The sequence below is a fragment of the Nitrospira sp. ND1 genome (genome assembly GCF_900170025.1).
Taxonomy (GTDB): Bacteria; Nitrospirota; Nitrospiria; order Nitrospirales; family Nitrospiraceae; genus Nitrospira_A.
The window spans coordinates 1,097,758-1,113,936 of the sequence record NZ_FWEX01000006.1 but is presented as its reverse complement, the minus strand read 5'-3'; the positions used below and the strand labels follow the sequence as shown (position 1 = coordinate 1,113,936).

Genomic DNA, 16,179 nt, shown 5'->3' with positions numbered 1-16,179 from the left:
TCCTTCTAGTTGTCTGGTTGCTGTCGTGTGGACATCGTGGGGGTGGTCTCATCGGACCTGTGCGGCTGCGACTCCGTCTCGGGTGAGCCGCTCCTGTCTACGGAGATCGTGAACCAGAAGGTCGTGCCTTGTCCGGGTGTGCTGGTGAGGCCGAGTTGTCCGCCCATCATGCCGACCAGTTGCTTCACGATGGCGAGTCCAAGTCCGGTGCCGCCGTATTTTCTCGTCATCGATCCGTCCGCCTGCGAGAAGGAGTCGAAAATCTTTTCCTGAGCATGCAGCGGAATGCCGATGCCCGTATCGGTTACCTCAATGCGCACCCGTCCCTGATCGCCATCGTCCGGTCGCACGAAGACCGCCACATTTCCCGTCTCGGTGAATTTGAGGGCATTGCCGACCAGGTTGGTCAGAATCTGACGGAGCCGGTGCGGATCGCCGTGGACCATGTCCGGCGATTCCGGCGCAATGGTCACGCTCAGCGTCAGTCCCTTTTTTCGAGCCTGTTCGTGATAGAGCCCGATGGTTTCGGTGAGCATCTGACGGAGACCGAAGGGGATGTATTCCAAGACTAGGCGGCCGGCTTCGATCTTGGAGAAATCCAGAATGTCATTGATGATGTGCAACAGGCTGGTTCCCGAGTTGTGTACGGTGTCGGCGTATCGGCGTTGTTTGTCGTTCAGCGGGGTCGTCAGGAGGAGTTCGGTCATGCCGAGGACGCCGTTCATGGGGGTTCGAATTTCATGACTCATGTTGGCCAGGAATTGGGATTTGGCCAGGCTGGCAGCCTCGGCGGCCTCCTTCGCGCGATGGAGGCGCTCTTCCTGTTGCTTTCGCTCGGAAATGTCCTGCACGAAAATGGTGAACTGCTGCGTCCCGCCGACGGTCAGACAGCTCATGGCGATTTCCACGGGGAAACTTGTTCCCTGGCAGGTGTGGCCCAGCATTTCACTACGCCGGTTGAGGATGGCTCCGGGGACTAACCCCGCGTACGGAGTGATGGGGCCTGGTTCAGTTGAGGGGTATGAGGCGGATACGTAGGTGGTCAGGTATTTTCCGATCGCCTCGGTCCGTGGGACGTCAAACATCAACTCAGCCTGGGTGTTCCACCCGGTTATGGTCCCCGTGGCATCCGACGTGATCACGGCGTCGAGGGCGGTTTCGATGATCATGCGAGTTCTGGCCTCGCTTTGCCGGACCTCATTTTGTGCGAGTTCATTGACCCGCCAGAAGTAGAGCAGGGCCGCACATTCGGCCAGGATGAAACCGCCATGGATCAAGGCCCAGGTCCAGGGGTGTGTTTGCCCTTGGGCATGTCCGTACACCATGTCGGGCATGAGCGTGCCCACCACCCCGTGATCGAGGATGATAAATTGGAGCCCTACGAGAAACGGAAACCAATCCTGGTACAGCACGATGACGGACATCATCACGAAAAAATGAAAGTGCAGTTCGATTTGACCCCCGGAGAGGTGTACCAGGAGGGCCGAAGCTGTCATGAGCCCGCAGGTGGCGATGGCAGATTGGAGACGGCGGCGGACAACGGAAAGCCGTGCGGCGACGGCGATGAAGGCAAGGAGCCCTCCTCCCCCGAGATAGAGGGAGGGACTTGCCTCCATGTAGATACCGAACATCGGCACGCTCAGCACGTGGAGCCAGAGGATCGAAAGAATTCCCCTGTGACGGGAGTTCCATGCCGGTTCGGCCAGTGCATCTCCCTTGGGCAGACTTGCCAGCAGATCCATAACGAAAGAGCCCATGAGTTTCAGTTAGTTGTGGCGATTCGCCTGGCCGCGCTCTTTCGCGCAGTCGTAGGCCTTGGCACGCCTGTATCGGTACAAATCAGCCGAAACTAAAGAGAAAATGAGCGTAGGGAGGTACAGGAATTAATAGGAGCGGGTGGTGACGAGCATGGCGGGGCAGTGACGGATGCCGGCCCGACGAGATGCGGGTTTAGTGGTGGTGGTGATGGCACTCTGGGCCGTGAACATGGGTCGGCTCCTGGGGGGGCGGGGTCAGTTGGCCCGGGAGCACGATCCGGCCGGCTTCGTGCTGTTTGGTCAGATGCTCTGCAATCTCGGGGTGGAAGGTTTTGACGTAGCCGATCATGCCGTTCAGGAAGCGGCGTGATTGAAAGTCCTGGCCTGAAAACTCTGTGAGGATCGCGACCGCGCGATCGAGAATTTCCGGGGCTGAACCAGCATCACTCACCTGTTGAGGCTGTTGTTTGACGAACGTGTCGTATTCCTTCTTGAGTCGTTCCGCGAACACCGGCATCGGGGCCGACGGCACATGAAGGGGGCTCAAGGTCCGACGAAGGGCTTGGATGGCGGCAAAGACTTCGGCATCCTGGCCGTCTCGCCGGTCGTGGAAATAGCCGAAGGTGACGACCTCGATGAGGTTGAACAGCGCGGCCGCCTTTTCGCCTCCCGCCACACTCAGTTGCCGGTAGAGCTCCCGCCGGACCGGGGCAAACTGCTCGCCCAACCGCTTCTGCTGGTAGTCACTCCCGGTGTCGAGATAGTCGCAGTCAGGAGGACAGGAGATTCTCGTCAGTCGATGTTCCCCGCAGCATTGGCTGCAGATCAAACCGGTGAGGGCGGGACAGGAACGTTTGCCCTTGCGTTGCTTGCAGTAGACACATCGGCTCATTTGCGAGGAGATCCTTCCTTGTCGGATTTCTTGGGTTCGACGAATCCATAGTCCGCCAGTGTGCGTTTGGCCCGATCACCCGATGAAGCCGTCGGCGATTCGAGGCCGTTCACCTCGGCGGCATTGGAGTCTTGGTAGGGGACGAGAATCAGGTGGTTGACTCGGTCGATTCCCACATCGGATGGGCCCGGCAGGTATTCCGCGATCACCTGGAATTTCCCGTTCGGGAGCATGCGCCAGATCTTGCCCTTCGTCCCATCCGAGACATACATGCTGCCCCACCGGTCGAAATCCACGCCGCTGAGATTCTGGAATCGGGCGGTAAAAAATCCGTTCGATGCCAGTTCTGTGAGCGCACCTTCCGGGGTGATGTCGAAAATCTTTCCGGAATCATAACTGACCACCACCACATGCCCGGTCTTGGGATGCACGGCGACTCCGGAGGGGCCGGCCAAGTGGGCACCAGAGACATACAACGACAACGTCAATGTCGGCCCCAGATCCACGCGGTAGATCGCGTTGCTGCCCTGGTCGGCTAGGTAGAGATGGCCTTGGCCATCGGAGGCCACATCGGTGAGGGACTGGGCGGCGCCGCCGGCTGCGGGGCGTGGGAGCGCCAGAGTAGCGAGGGGTTTACTCGTCGTCTTGTCGAAGGCGCGCAGGGTATCCAGGTCGGTGACGTAGAGGACGTCATCGACGACCACCATGCCCTTGGGGGCATGGAGCGTGACGTCTCCACGGCCGCCCTCAATGAACTTGAAGGCGGTGATCCGGCCGTCGTCGCTCAGCTTGGTAATGAATCCATTGTTATCCCGGGCGTCGGCTTCCCCGTTGATGTTCGAAATGTAATAGGACCTCGTCGCCGGGTCGGCCAGAAAACTATGCGGAGACTCCAGTCCGCTCACTTGGAGCGCCCAGGCCCAGGGGTGATGGAGCAGGATTCCAATGGCCAGAGCGAGCGCCAGACCGAGACGGCGGCGGCGCAGTAGCCGTGTGAATCTGTTGTGGCGGATGGTCCTGGAATTCATGAACGAAGGTGTCGCACAGAGGATTCTGTAGATGCATCGTAGCCAAGGGCCTCGGAGACTGTCAAGGAAGCCGCAGGTCGGTGCATGGAGGCGCGACTGATTGCGAAGTGGCTGCGACAGGAGAGGAGCGGTGGAATATCGCTTCCTAACGGGGCGTTGTCGGTGGTCTACGCGGAGCCGCCAGCGTTGACTTGTTGAAAAATTGCCTGCTATGGTGCCGACACTTTTTGATTCTATTCAGGCCAGGGAGGATATCGTGGCAGCTCGAATTATCGATGGAAAAGCGTTGGCACAGCAAGTCCGGGAACGACTGGCTGTAGAGTCGGCCGCGGTGCTGGCCAAAACAGGAGTCAAGCCGGGACTGGCGACGATTTTGGTGGGAGACGATCCTGCGTCGCACGTGTACGTCAGGAATAAACAGAAGGCCTGCGAATTGGCAGGGATCTATGTGGACGATCACAAGTTGCCGGCTAGCACGACGCAAGCAGAGCTGCTGGCATTGATCGAAAAGAAGAACGCCGATCCGAAGATTCACGGCATCTTGGTCCAGCTGCCGCTGCCCAAGCACATCGAGAGCCGCGTGGTACTGGAGGCGGTCTCGCCGAATAAGGATGCCGACGGGTTTCACCCCTACAACTTCGGACGGTTGGTCGAAGGCAACCCGGTCTTCGAAGCCTGTACGCCGAAGGGGGTCATCAAGATGATCGAATCGACCGGCGTGTCGATCGAAGGCAAGCGCGCCGTGGTCGTCGGACGGAGCAATATCGTCGGCAAACCGTTGGCGCTGATGTTGCTCCAACGCAATGCCACCGTTACGATTTGCCATTCGAAGACGAAGGACCTTGCGGCGGTCTGCCGTGAGGCCGATCTGCTGTTGGTGGCGATCGGGAAAGCCAAGTTCGTGACGGCGGATATGGTGCGAGAGGGTGCGGTCGTGATCGACGTGGGCACCAACAAGCTGCCGGACGGCAAGCTCTGCGGCGACGTGGATTTCGAGCCGGTCAGCCACAAGGCCGGGTGGATCAGTCCGGTTCCCGGCGGTGTCGGACCGATGACGATTGCGATGTTGCTCGACAATACGGTTGAATCTGCTAAGAGAATGGCAGGGATGAAATAGGGTTGATCGAGAGGCTGCCGGCTGATTTGCTCGCCGGCGCCGACGGGACCTCGATATTCCTCGCGTCGCATCACGCGCGGCCTCGGTAGGCCCTCGCGAGGCGTGCGCAGTATGGAGCCAGCGGCTTGTCCGTTGCGACAGTGGAGAAGGGCAGGTAAGGATCGAGATGTATAGGAGACTCGCATGAGCCGAGAGCCGCGGCGACTCAAAGACGTATTGGCCCAGGGACAATTTTCCGTGACGGTGGAATATAATCCGCCGAAGGGCACGAACCTGACCCATGTGGTCGAGAGTGCCAAGGCGCTCGTCGGACGTGTGCATGGAGTGAACGTCACCGACAACACGGCCGCGATCGTGCGTGCCGGGTCCTTGCCGGTCTGCCGTGTGTTGTATGAGTTGGGGCATGACCCGGTGATGCAGCTGACCTGTCGGGACCGTAATCGGATCGCGATGCAATCCGATCTCATGGGGGCGCACATTCTGGGCATCCGGAACATCCTCTGTCTGACCGGAGACTATCCCACCGTAGGCGACCATAAAGAAGCCAAGCCGGTGTACGACCTGGATTCTGTTCAAGTCATGCAGCTGGTCACGGGATTGAATAACGGGAAGGACTATGCGGGCAACAAGCTCGACGGGTCCACCGCTTTTACGATCGGCGGGGCCGTGACTCCCGAAGCCGATCCGCTCGGCCCGATGTTGGTCAAGTTCGAGGTCAAAGTGCGGGCGGGCGCGGAGTTCTTTCAAACCCAGGCGATTTATCAGCCGGAGCAGTTCAAGAAATTCATGGAGGCGGTGCGTCCATTCAAGGTCAAGGTGCTGGCCGGAATTCTGTTGCTCCGTAGCGCGAAGATGGCAGAATTCATGAACGCCAACATTCCCGGCGTCTGTGTGCCGCAGGACATGATCGACGAAATGCGCGCGGCGGGGGACAAGCGGGCACTCGATGTCGGTGTCGAGATTGCCGTGCGCACCATCAAAGCTGTGCGGCCGTACTGCGACGGAGTGCACATCATGGCGATCAAGTCGACGGAACGGCTGCCGGAGATTCTCACGAAAGCAGAGCTGGGGTAATGACCGTTCCCGACTTGCAGAAGTGCAAGCGCGACAGGCGGAAGATCGCGGTTGTCACCGCGTACGACGCGTTGTTTGCGCGCATGGTCGAGCAGGCCGGGATTGACGTGATCCTGGTGGGCGATTCCCTGGGGGTGGTGGTACAGGGCAAGTCGAATACCCTCTCCGTCACGATGGAGGAGATGCTGTACCACACGAAGCTTGTAGCCGGAGCCGCTCAGCGGTCGTTGGTCATCGGCGATATGCCCTTTCTGTCTTACCAGGTCAGCCAGGAGGAGGCGCTTCGAAACGCCGGCCGGTTCATTCAGGCCGGAGCCCATGCCGTGAAGCTGGAAGGGGGAGCTGCGGTTGCGGACCGTGTGTCGGCGATCGTGAAAATTGGTGTCCCGGTGATGGGGCACCTCGGGATGACGCCCCAATCGGTCCATCAGTACGGCGGGTATAAGGTTCAGGGGAAGGGCAAGGATCGGGCGCAGCAACTGCTTGAAGACGCGCAGGCGTTGGAAGCTGCCGGGGCCGTAGGGATCGTGCTGGAAGCGATTCCTGCGGGGTTGGCGAAGACCGTGACGGAGGCACTCACGATTCCGACGATCGGCATCGGGGCCGGCCCGCATTGCGACGGTCAGGTGTTGGTGCTGTATGACCTGCTGGGTCTATTCGATGAGTTTGTGCCGAAGTTCGTCAAACCCTACGCGCATCTCAAGGTCGATGCTCTGCAGGCTCTCCGCCGGTACAAGGATGAGGTTGAGCAGGGCACCTTCCCGTCCGATTCTGAAAGTTATCACTAGCCCGTTGCCGTTCCCCCCAACTTCGATCCCGGATGGAATCAATCCCTACCGTTGCCAGCAGCGACGGTGCTGTTTACTTCTCAACGCGGACTCGTCGGCTGAGCTGCTTGAACCATCTAGGGCGTTCCTGACCCTACCAGGAGCGATGAATTGCTCAGGGGGTCTTGTTCACTGATGGCCCGTTGCCATAGTGTCTCAATCGAATACGCACGCCTGGCCGGCTGTTGTCCTCCATCCACACTGTGACGTCATCGGCGAATGTGACGGTATCAAGCCCCATGTAGGGAGTGGGACTGTTCTGCAGGCGCAGGAGCCCGCTACGGACAAGGTTGTGCGCGGCTATTTCATTGCCGAGTGCGCGTTTGAGATGGGCGGCGGCGAACTGGATGAGGGCTTGGAAGAAATTGCCCGCCGTCGTCTTGCGTCCACACGCGTGCCATAAACCCTCGAACACTTCGTGCGCTTCCCACCAATAGAAAAAGTTGTAGAGATCGATCGCATGCAGATAGTCCTCCGAGTTCGACCATTGGTGGTGTTCAAACGGGCGCGGGCGCGGCTCCGGCTCTGCGAAGGAATGCCCCAGTGGATCGCGGTGTGGATGCGGAGTCAGGCCCGGGAGGAATCGGTAGGTAGGCAGCGCCCTGCTACTGTAGCGGGGCCAATCGATCGTGACCGGCAGCTCACTTGCCTCCACGCGTCTCCTCGCAACGCACTTGGAAGACCTTCCGGTCCTCCAGTCGCACCGCGGTGAGCCGTCGCCCATACACGCAGCCGCTGTCCAGTCCGAGCAGGTTCGGTGTGAGATGAAGACCCATCGCCGCCCAATGCCCGAACACAATCGTGGCGGTCGCACTTCGTCGGTTTGGGACATCGAACCAGGGGTGAAATCCCTGGGGTGTGAGTTTCGGCGGGCCGGAGAAGGTTGATTCCATGATGCCATTGTCGGAGCAGGTTCGTAGCCGGGTCAACACCTTGATGATGGTGGCAAGGCGCACCGGGCCTTTCAGATCGGGCGCCCATTGTAAATGGTCGCTGGGGTGGAGGGCGCGGAGCGTTGTGTTGAACTGTTCCCCCCGCAGTGCCGTTTCTGCCTCCATGGCGAATTGCTGGGCCTCCTCGATCGTCCAGTGCGGCAAGAGCCCCGCATGGACCAGTACATAGGAGCCCTCCCGATAGAGCAACGGCTGCTGTCTGAGCCAGGCCGTGAGTTCGTCGCAGTCCTGGGCATCGAGGATTTGGGTCAACGTATCGTCGCGCCGAAAGGTTGTCAGGCCGGTCGCCACGGCAAGCAGGAACAGGTCGTGATTGCCGAGCACGGTGACCGCAGCCGGCCCGAGGTCCCGGATATAGCGAAGGACACCAAGCGAGTCCGGCCCGCGATTGACGAGATCCCCCACGAACCAGAGACGGTCCTCTGCCGGATTGAATCCGACCGTCTTGGTGAGCTGTCTGAGCGAGGCAAAGCAGCCTTGTACATCGCCGATTGCATAGGTAGCCATGAGTGCGTGCAGACTAGCGCGGACGACGTTCATTCGCAAGTCGCGAGAGCCGGTCGAGCGGTTGGTTTATCGGGCGGAGCGCTGTCGTAGTTCCGAGGTGATCGCGGCGCAGGCGAACTGATGGGCTTCGATGAGTTGCGACAGAAGGTGCGCAGCCTCGTCGATCCTGGCAAGCCGTCCAAGGGTCTCCAATTCTTTGCAATGGGCGGCGGTGGCCAGGACGCCGAGCTGGGCGCTGCTGGACTTCAAGCGGTGGGCGGCCTGAGAAAGGGCGACCGAATCCTGTGACTGCACGGCGGAGCGAATCTGTTCCACCAGCAGGCGGGAATCATCCAAGTAGGTTGCCAGCACGCGGGCTAAGATGTCGGGCCGTCCCGGGCGTTGGAGCGACAGAATCGCATCCCAGGCAGTCTTGTCGATGGTTGTCGAAACCGGTGCTTCCTCTGTGGCGGCCGGTTCGTCGGCGTCGGTGGTATGGGGGGAGGAGGCCTGGTCGGTCTCGCTCGCCTTGGCTGACTGTGGCGTCAACCATTGTGTGAGGAAGGCGTGTAGCTGCGCGACGGTAAACGGTTTGGTGAGATAGTCGTCCATCCCGGCGGCCAGGCAACGGGCGCGATCGCCTTCCATGGCATTGGCGGTCAACGCAATGACGGGCACATGGCGGCGGTCGCTCGCTGTCGCTTCTTGCCGGCGAATGGCTGCTGTGGCAGTGAACCCATCCATCTCGGGCATCTGACAATCCATGAGAATGAGGTCGAACCGGCCGGTTGTGGCTGCCTCGACGGCGGCCCGTCCGTTGGGTGCGATCGTGATGCGACATCCCAGCATCTCCAGCATGGAGGACGCCACATCCTGGTTGACGGGGTTATCCTCGGCCAGGAGGATGTGGGCGTCGACGCGCGGACGCGGGGTCGCCGCGGACTCCGGGCTGTGGGGCACTGGTCCGGCGGCCCCCCCGAGCACTCGCGTCAGGCGGTCTTTGAGCAGTGACTGTCGCACCGGCTTGCGAAGGAAGCTGTGAAAGAGCCGGTGGGGCACGTCGCTGTCGTCCGAGAGACGCTCCACTGAGCTGAGTGCGATCAGGGGGAGGTTCTGATAAGCCGCCTGGTGTTTGATGGAACGCGCGAGATCGACGCCGTCCCGCCCAGGCATTCGAAGGTAGAGGATGGCCATGTCGATTCGATGCTGCGTGTGCTGGAAGTGCTCTAATTGGAGGAGCGCGTCGTCGGCAGACTCCGCCGTGAAGACCGTGGCTCCCCAACTCCGCAGGTGGGTGGCCAGAATCTCCAGATTTGTCCGTGTGTCATCGACGATCAGGATCTGCCGTCCGGCGAGCGGAAGGTATATGGCCTGAGAGCTCCCGAGCCTGACAGTGAATGTGAACGAGAACGTCGTGCCCTGACCGAGCGCACTCACCAGGCCGACTTCACCACCCATCAGCTGTACCAGTTGTTTGACGATCGCCAGGCCGAGCCCGGTGCCGCCGAATCGCCGGGTGGTGGAGCCGTCGGCCTGGGTGAACGCCGTGAACAGTTGGGCCTGAGCGGCGTCAGGAATGCCGATGCCGGTATCGCGCACCTGGCAAGCGAGTGTGAGGGTGTCCGCATGTTGCTCTGCCAGCGCAAACGCGACCGTCACCTCCCCCTGTGTCGTGAACTTGATGGCGTTGCCGATCAGGTTGAGCAGAATTTGGCGCAGGCGTACAGGGTCTCCCACGAGACTATCCGGCACGTCGGCGGGGATGAAGTAGGTCAACTCCAGGTTCTTGTTGCCGGCCGACCCGGCAAACAGTTCGACTGCCTCCTCGACGACCTGTCTCAGGCCGAACTCCACCTGCTCGAGTTCAAGCTTTCCCGCTTCGATCTTGGAGAAATCCAGAATGTCATTGATGACTTCGAGGAGGGCCACGCCTGAGCGGCGGACGGTTTCCAGCAGCGACTGTTGTTTGGCCGACAGGCTGGTGCTCAGCAGCAGTTCGGTCATTCCGAGGACGCCGTTCAGTGGCGTGCGGATTTCGTGGCTCATGTTGGCCAGGAACCTCGACTTTGCCACATTGGCCGCCTCGGCCGCTTCCTTGGCCGAAACCAACTCCTGTGCCGCCAACTTAAGCGGCGTGATATCGGAGGCGATGCCGAGGTAGCCGGTGATCCGGCCATCCGCCTCCCGCAGTGCCGTGACATTCAACAGTACCGTCTTCCTGGTGCCATCCTTACACACGTACGCCCACTCGTGCTCGTTGGGGAGATTCCGCCGGCATTTTTCGACGAACACGTCGAAGCCCGGTTCGATCGTGCTGCCTAATTCCTTGGAAAATTGACGTGCCCGCGCGACCACTTCGTCCAAGTCGTGGAAGATGCCCGGGGTCTGTTTGCCGACCAACTCGTCGGCGCTGTATCCCAGCAGGGCTTCCGCTGCCGGATTGAAGACTTGGATCATGCCGTCGGGTTTGCAGGAGATGATCGCATGACCGGCGTTGTCCAGCATGGCCTTCTGGAATGTCGAATAGGCCTGCAGTGCGGCTTCGCTGCGACGTTGTTCGGTAATGTCGCGGACCGTCGCCTGCAGTCCGGGGGGCCCTTTCAACGTGATGCGGGTCAACTGCACGCTCGCCAGGAAGCTGGGACCGCCGACTCGTTTGTGCAACCACTCGAAGTTGTGAGAGCCTTCCTGCAGAGCTATCCCAATCATCTTCGGCGCCTTGACCATCGATTCTTCGCCGTCAGGCTGATGCTCGGGGGAGACGTCCCACGGTCCGAGTGACGTGAAATGCTCGGCGTCCCGTGCCCCGAAGAGCTGAATGGTCGCCGGGTTGCAGGCCGTGAAATTCCAGTTCGGGGACGACAAAATCATGATGGCATCGCGCGAGGACTCGAACAGCTCGCGATACTTTTTTTCGCTCTCGTGCAGAATTGATTCGTGTGCGGTCCGGTCGGTGATATCTTCGGCGATGCCGAGCAGGAAGCGGGGGCGTCCCTGCTCATCCATGACAGGCAGTTTCTTGGTGCGCAGCAGTCGTACGCCCCGGTGCTGGGTGTGAATTTCTTCTGAGGCCACCTCGATGAGGCGGCCGCTGCGGAGTGCCTCGCGATCATGACGAGTGAAGCGGTCGGCCTCTTCTTTGCAGAAAAAATCATGGCTGGTCCGGCCGAGGATGAGTTCCCGACTGAATCCTGTGAGCTCTTCCGCGGCTCGATTCCAGCGTGTGAACCGGAGCTGGTCGGCTTCTTTTACATAGACCATGATGGGGAGGTTTTCGATCACCGAGTCGAGAAATTGTTCGGCACGTTTCGTTTCGGTTTCAGCCTTATGCCGATCCGCTGCCTCCACGGCGAGCGAGACGGTGTTCGCCACTGAGGCCGCAAACTGCTGTTCCTCCGTCGTCCATACTCTGGGCGTTCCGATGTGTTCACAGTGCAGCGCCCCAACGAGAATGCCCTCGGCGCGGATAGGCACGTTCAGCATGGAGGTGATCCCCAGCGGCCGCAGATGGTGTGCTGCAAATTCCACCGTTCGCGGGTCCGACTGCGCCTCGTTCGCGACGATCATCTCTCCCGCCTCGAGCGATGAGAAGTACTGTGGATAGAGGGCCGCGGGTTGCTCGATGCCGTGTGAGTGTTGATCGCCCGGTTGGTCATAGAGGTCCGCGCACCGGAGGACCGCATGGTCCGGCGCATAAAACCAGATGCTGACCCGCGCGACGCGGAGGCTCTGTGTCGTGACCCGGGTGATGAGGTGGAAGGCCTCGGACAATTGTCCACGGTAGATTGCCTGATTGCTCGCCAACCCGACCATGCCTGTCTGTAAGCGGCGGAGTAACGCGGAGTTTTCGATCTGATGTGACTCCGCCTCCTTCTGGGCTGTGAGATCCCGGAACGTCAGGACGGCTCCGTTCACGACGCCATCATGCGACATCGGAGTGATCGTCAGAGAAATTGGCGTCAACTGGCCGTCCTGTCTGAGCAGGAGACCATTGTCGGTCCCGTAGGGGAGCCCGGATTGCAGCGGAGGAACGGAGTTGTCGGTTACAAGGCACTCGTGGCGGAATTCCTCCGGGCCGGGAGCAATCAGTTGATACGCGGGGCGTCCCTTCAGGTCACGGGCGGGGGCGCCGAAGAGGATCTCGGCCTGGGGATTCAGTCTGAGGATGTGCCATTGCGTATCGACGATGCACAGGCCTTCGTCGAGCGAGCAGAGGACGGCGTCGAGTACGTGGCCTTCGTCGAGGCACGTAGGCGTGTTTGAAGGCGGGATCTTCCGGCGTTCGGTTTTCGAGTCGCCTGAGTCGGTCGCGAGTTGCCTGCTTGCGCGCCGCACGCTCTGCCTAAGTTGTTGCAGGAGCCGACGCATCGTCACGACTGGTCCTTCCGGTGGTGCATCATGCCGCCGGCCGTCCTGCCCGGTTGAGTTCTTCGCGCATCAGGTCGCATACCGCCCGGTGTTCAGGAATCAGACGCCCGCAGAGATCGGGAAGATTGTCCACAGCGCCTGCCCGGCATGTTGTTTCGATTTTCGCGTACAGGTCGGCCAGTCGGGGTGCGCCGAGCTGCGCCGTTGAAGATTTCATCATGTGAGCGATGGTCTTTACAGCCTGGATGTCGGCGCCGGCCATGGCCTGCTGGAGCTGACTAAGCTGGGCGTCGGCATGGGGCACATACAATGTGAGGGCTTTGTGGAGAAGATCCGGCTGGCCGGGTCGTTGGCGAGCACGGATCGCCTGCCACGCATTGAGGTCCACATGGTCGTCGCCTGGCGCGGCGGGTCCGGTCGGTGGTGCCGTCTGTGGGGGCGGTGCCTGCGGTGTCGACCGCAGAAGGGGTTCGGTTGTTCGTGAGGGCCCCTTGATCGAAAGCCGGCGGTGCAGCACTTCCTTGAGCGTGGTCAATGTAAACGGCTTGGACAGATAATCATCCATGCCTGCCGCGAGGCACCGCTCGCGGTCTCCTTCCAATGCATTTGCGGTGAGGGCCACGATGGTCGTGTGCCGGGGCTGCGCGGCCTGCGTTTCTTGTTCACGAATCAGGGCGGTGGCGGTCAGGCCGTCCATTTCCGGCATGTGGCAATCCATCAGCACCAGGTCGAATGGCCGATTCGTGAGCGCCTCGACCGCCTCCCGGCCGTTTTCAACCATGGTGGTGGTGCACCCAAGTAGCTCCAGCATCGTGAATGCCACTTCGCGGTTGACGGGGTTGTCTTCCGCGAGCAGGACGTGGGCGGCGAATGGGACGGCGTGATCGTCGGGCTGGGTTGGCGCGGGTGCCTCGGTCGCCGGGACGTGGTGGCACAGGCGTGTGAGGCAATCTTTCAACAACGACTGGTGGACCGGCTTTCTCAGCCAGGCACTGAAGAGCGACGGGTACCGCTGGGATTCATCTGTGACCTGGTCGACCGAACTGAGCGCGACGAGCCCCATGCCGGAAAGCCGCGCATCTTCTCTAATGGTCCGAGCCAGCGTAATGCCGTCCATGTCCGGCATGTGAATGTCCAGCACGGCCAGATGGATTCTGCGCCGGGCGGTGCATTGGCGATCGAGCAACGCCAACGCTTCCAGGCCGGAGGTGGCGGACAGCACTGCGGCGCCCCAGGCGGTCAAGTGCGTTTCAAGGATTTGCCGATTCGTCGAATTGTCATCGACGATGAAGATGGAGAATCCGTCTAACGGTCTTTCGGTTGCTCCCGAGGCGGCCGTACGCTGGGCGGCGCGTTCCAGTTCGACGGTGAACCAGAAGGTGGATCCCTGGCCGGACACGCTGTCGACGCCGACGTCGCCTCCCATCAGGAGGGCGAGTTGTTTCACAATCGCGAGGCCAAGCCCCGTGCCACCGAATTTCCGTGTGGTGGAGTTATCGGCTTGCGAGAACGCCTGAAACAGCCGTGCTTGTGCTGCTTCGGGAATGCCGACTCCCGTATCACGGACGCGGAATTTCAGCGTCAGGTTCGTCGTGGTGTGGGTGATGAGTTCGAGCGTGACGGCCACGTCGCCGGTGTGGGTGAACTTCATGGCGTTGCCGACGAGATTCAGAAGGATTTGCCGGAGCCGAACAGGATCTCCGATCACGGTGTCCGGGATGTTCGGCGGCACGAAACAGGTGAGTTCGAGGTGTTTGCGACCGGCGGTTTCTGCAAACAGATCCACCGCATCTTCGACCGTCTGTCTGAGGCCGAACTCGATCATTTCCAACTTCAGTTTGCCGGCCTCGATCTTCGAGAAATCAAGAATCTGATTGATGATGTCCAGGAGCCCGGTGCCGGACCGGTGCAGGGTGTCAGCTAGTGAACGTTGCTTCGGCGTGAGCGTTGTAGTGAGGAGGAGTTCCGTCATCCCCAGTACGCCGTTCATCGGGGTGCGGATTTCGTGGCTCATATTCGCGAGGAATTGTGATTTGGCACGATTCGCCGCCTCGGCCGCCTCCTTTGCCTGCCGCAATTCGATGGTTCGTTCCCGTACAGCCTGCTCCAGTGAGTCGGTGAAGGATTGGAGCCGTTGTGCCTGCGTGGTGAGCAGGGTGGTGGTCGTCTCAACCAGATCGACTACTTGCTCCAGTTCGCCCTTGCAGGACGGTGAGGCAGGGGAGTTGCCGTTATCGGATGTCTCATCGCCGGAGGGCGCCTGTTCCGAGACGCAATGGAGGGTATGGAGGGTCTCCTGCAGCTTTTTGGCAGTTTCTCGAAACAGGCCGGACATGCGCCTGATCCCGAGTTGAGCGACCGAAATCGTGGCCCCCATGAATAAGACTGACAGGAGGAAGAGGCGGCGCGCTTCGCGGGTGAGTTCCTCCTGCATCGCCGCGAGGGAAAACTCGATCCGCACCCAGGCGGCGATGTCCTGGTCGTTCAGGAGCGGCGTGGCCACTAGGAGTGTCGGCACGCCGCCCATAGTCTGGCCATGGGAAATGGTCTCGGCCTTGGTTTCGTGTGCCTGCGCGAGGGTCTCATCCGTCAGCTGCTGTCCGATTTGCTGAGGATTCGTCGCTGCGACGATCATGTTGTCGGGATCGATGATGAGGATGCTCAGAATCTCCGAATCCTGGGCATAACGACCTAACGCCTCTTGGATGCGAAAGAGATTGTCCAACACGGCGGCGGCGCCCACCATTGAAAACGTGCGGCTGACCGCCAGCGCCCGAGCTTGTGTGGCCTGTTCGATGGACTGACGGATTTCAATTAACCGGAAGGTCGCGAAACCGGCCATGCCGATCGTAATCAGGACCGCCATTCCGACGCTGAGACGGAGGCGGAGGTTCCCGTGCCAGATGCGCCAGGGGCGGCAGAACCAGTCAGTCCTATTTTTTATTGGCATCGACATGAGCGGGGTATTCGATCGTGATGGTGGCTTCGCCGCGGGTTGGAATCGTGACTCGTTGTTGGAACGTTCCTAATGTGTCGTGCCATACCCTCACAACGTGCTCTCCCGGGGTGAGTTGGGCAATCTGAAACGCGCCGGTGTCGTCTGTGACACTAAAAAAGGGGTGCGTGAAGGCGAGCACAGTGGCGCGCATAAATTTGTGTGCATCGCATTTGACTAGATAGATGCCTGGCTGCTTGAGCGGCTTTTCGACCGGTCGGCTCGCGGGGATCATGGCGACGTTCACAAAGGTTCTCGGCCCCATGGAAATGTGGGTGTTATGCATGACGGGGTCGTCGTTGCGGATCTCCAGTTGCTGTCCAACCTCACCTGCGACAATACGAGGGGAGAAGGCACAGTGGGTATTGGTGAGGACTAGCGGGCGGCGTGGCGAATCGGCCATGGGGACTGTGTCGCCGTCGATGCTGACGACTGCACCTTGAAGGCCTCGCGTCTTCGCATTCACCGTCACGGTGTGGATGGCGGTGGTGGCGCCGCAGAACGACGAATCGCGTGTGACCGCGACCACCTGCCCTGATTCGATCGGGCCGGCATAGGTGATTCGGCCCACCAGTGTGCCGGCGGGAGATTCCGCTCTCAGGAGGGCGCTCTGGCCGAGCATCAAGCACAGCGTCACGGTCAGCAGTATCGGTTTCATGTACCGCATCTCCATTTCCTCGTT

Annotated in this window: 11 protein-coding genes; 3 read left to right on the top strand and 8 right to left on the bottom strand. The window is 60.6% G+C overall.

What is annotated here, in order from left to right:
- Positions 1 to 5: 5 nt before the first annotated feature.
- The 3 genes from NSND_RS09910 to NSND_RS09900 all read right to left on the bottom strand — a co-directional run bounded on the left by NSND_RS09910 (position 6) and on the right by NSND_RS09900 (position 3,677).
- Entirely contained in the window at positions 6 to 1,757 is a 1,752-nt protein-coding gene (locus NSND_RS09910; protein ID WP_080878856.1) for a hybrid sensor histidine kinase/response regulator, read from the bottom strand.
- A gap of 193 nt (positions 1,758 to 1,950) precedes the next feature.
- Positions 1,951 to 2,649 carry a hypothetical protein gene (locus NSND_RS09905; protein ID WP_080878855.1) on the bottom strand — a complete coding sequence of 233 codons (699 nt, stop codon included), beginning with the start codon at positions 2,647 to 2,649 and terminating at the stop codon, positions 1,951 to 1,953.
- Complete coding sequence (locus NSND_RS09900) at positions 2,646 to 3,677, bottom strand: NHL repeat-containing protein (protein ID WP_080878854.1); 1,032 nt, start codon at positions 3,675 to 3,677, stop codon at positions 2,646 to 2,648. Before NSND_RS09900 ends, NSND_RS09905 begins: the two co-directional genes overlap by 4 nt.
- A gap of 256 nt (positions 3,678 to 3,933) precedes the next feature.
- Here NSND_RS09900 and folD point away from each other — a divergent pair, with 256 nt between their 5' ends.
- The 3 genes from folD to panB all read left to right on the top strand — a co-directional run bounded on the left by folD (position 3,934) and on the right by panB (position 6,656).
- Complete coding sequence (gene folD, locus NSND_RS09895) at positions 3,934 to 4,794, top strand: bifunctional methylenetetrahydrofolate dehydrogenase/methenyltetrahydrofolate cyclohydrolase FolD (RefSeq protein ID WP_143833496.1); 861 nt, start codon at positions 3,934 to 3,936, stop codon at positions 4,792 to 4,794.
- 183 nt (positions 4,795 to 4,977) lie between these two features.
- Positions 4,978 to 5,868 (top strand): methylenetetrahydrofolate reductase, encoded by an 891-nt coding sequence (locus NSND_RS09890; RefSeq protein ID WP_080878852.1) that lies wholly within the window; start codon positions 4,978 to 4,980, stop codon positions 5,866 to 5,868.
- Entirely contained in the window at positions 5,868 to 6,656 is a 789-nt protein-coding gene (gene panB / locus NSND_RS09885) for a 3-methyl-2-oxobutanoate hydroxymethyltransferase (RefSeq protein WP_080878851.1), read from the top strand. The genes NSND_RS09890 and panB overlap by 1 nt, the downstream gene beginning before the upstream one ends.
- 154 nt (positions 6,657 to 6,810) lie before the next feature.
- On the opposite strand, the gene NSND_RS09880 is transcribed toward panB, so the two are convergent.
- The 5 genes from NSND_RS09880 to NSND_RS20945 all read right to left on the bottom strand — a co-directional run bounded on the left by NSND_RS09880 (position 6,811) and on the right by NSND_RS20945 (position 16,155).
- Positions 6,811 to 7,350 carry a DUF309 domain-containing protein gene (locus NSND_RS09880; RefSeq protein ID WP_159450729.1) on the bottom strand — a complete coding sequence of 180 codons (540 nt, stop codon included), beginning with the start codon at positions 7,348 to 7,350 and terminating at the stop codon, positions 6,811 to 6,813.
- Positions 7,337 to 8,155: a symmetrical bis(5'-nucleosyl)-tetraphosphatase gene (locus NSND_RS09875; protein ID WP_080878849.1), complete on the bottom strand. Its 819-nt coding sequence runs from the start codon at positions 8,153 to 8,155 to the stop codon at positions 7,337 to 7,339. The genes NSND_RS09880 and NSND_RS09875 overlap by 14 nt, the downstream gene beginning before the upstream one ends.
- Positions 8,156 to 8,221: 66 nt before the next feature.
- Positions 8,222 to 12,502, bottom strand: coding sequence for a PAS domain S-box protein (locus tag NSND_RS09870; RefSeq protein ID WP_080878848.1), 4,281 nt, complete (start codon positions 12,500 to 12,502; stop codon positions 8,222 to 8,224).
- A 28-nt stretch (positions 12,503 to 12,530) separates the two neighbouring features.
- Positions 12,531 to 15,458 carry a hybrid sensor histidine kinase/response regulator gene (locus tag NSND_RS09865; RefSeq protein WP_080878847.1) on the bottom strand — a complete coding sequence of 976 codons (2,928 nt, stop codon included), beginning with the start codon at positions 15,456 to 15,458 and terminating at the stop codon, positions 12,531 to 12,533.
- Positions 15,436 to 16,155, bottom strand: coding sequence for a cupredoxin domain-containing protein (locus tag NSND_RS20945; RefSeq protein ID WP_143833494.1), 720 nt, complete (start codon positions 16,153 to 16,155; stop codon positions 15,436 to 15,438). Before NSND_RS20945 ends, NSND_RS09865 begins: the two co-directional genes overlap by 23 nt.
- Positions 16,156 to 16,179: the final 24 nt, after the last annotated feature.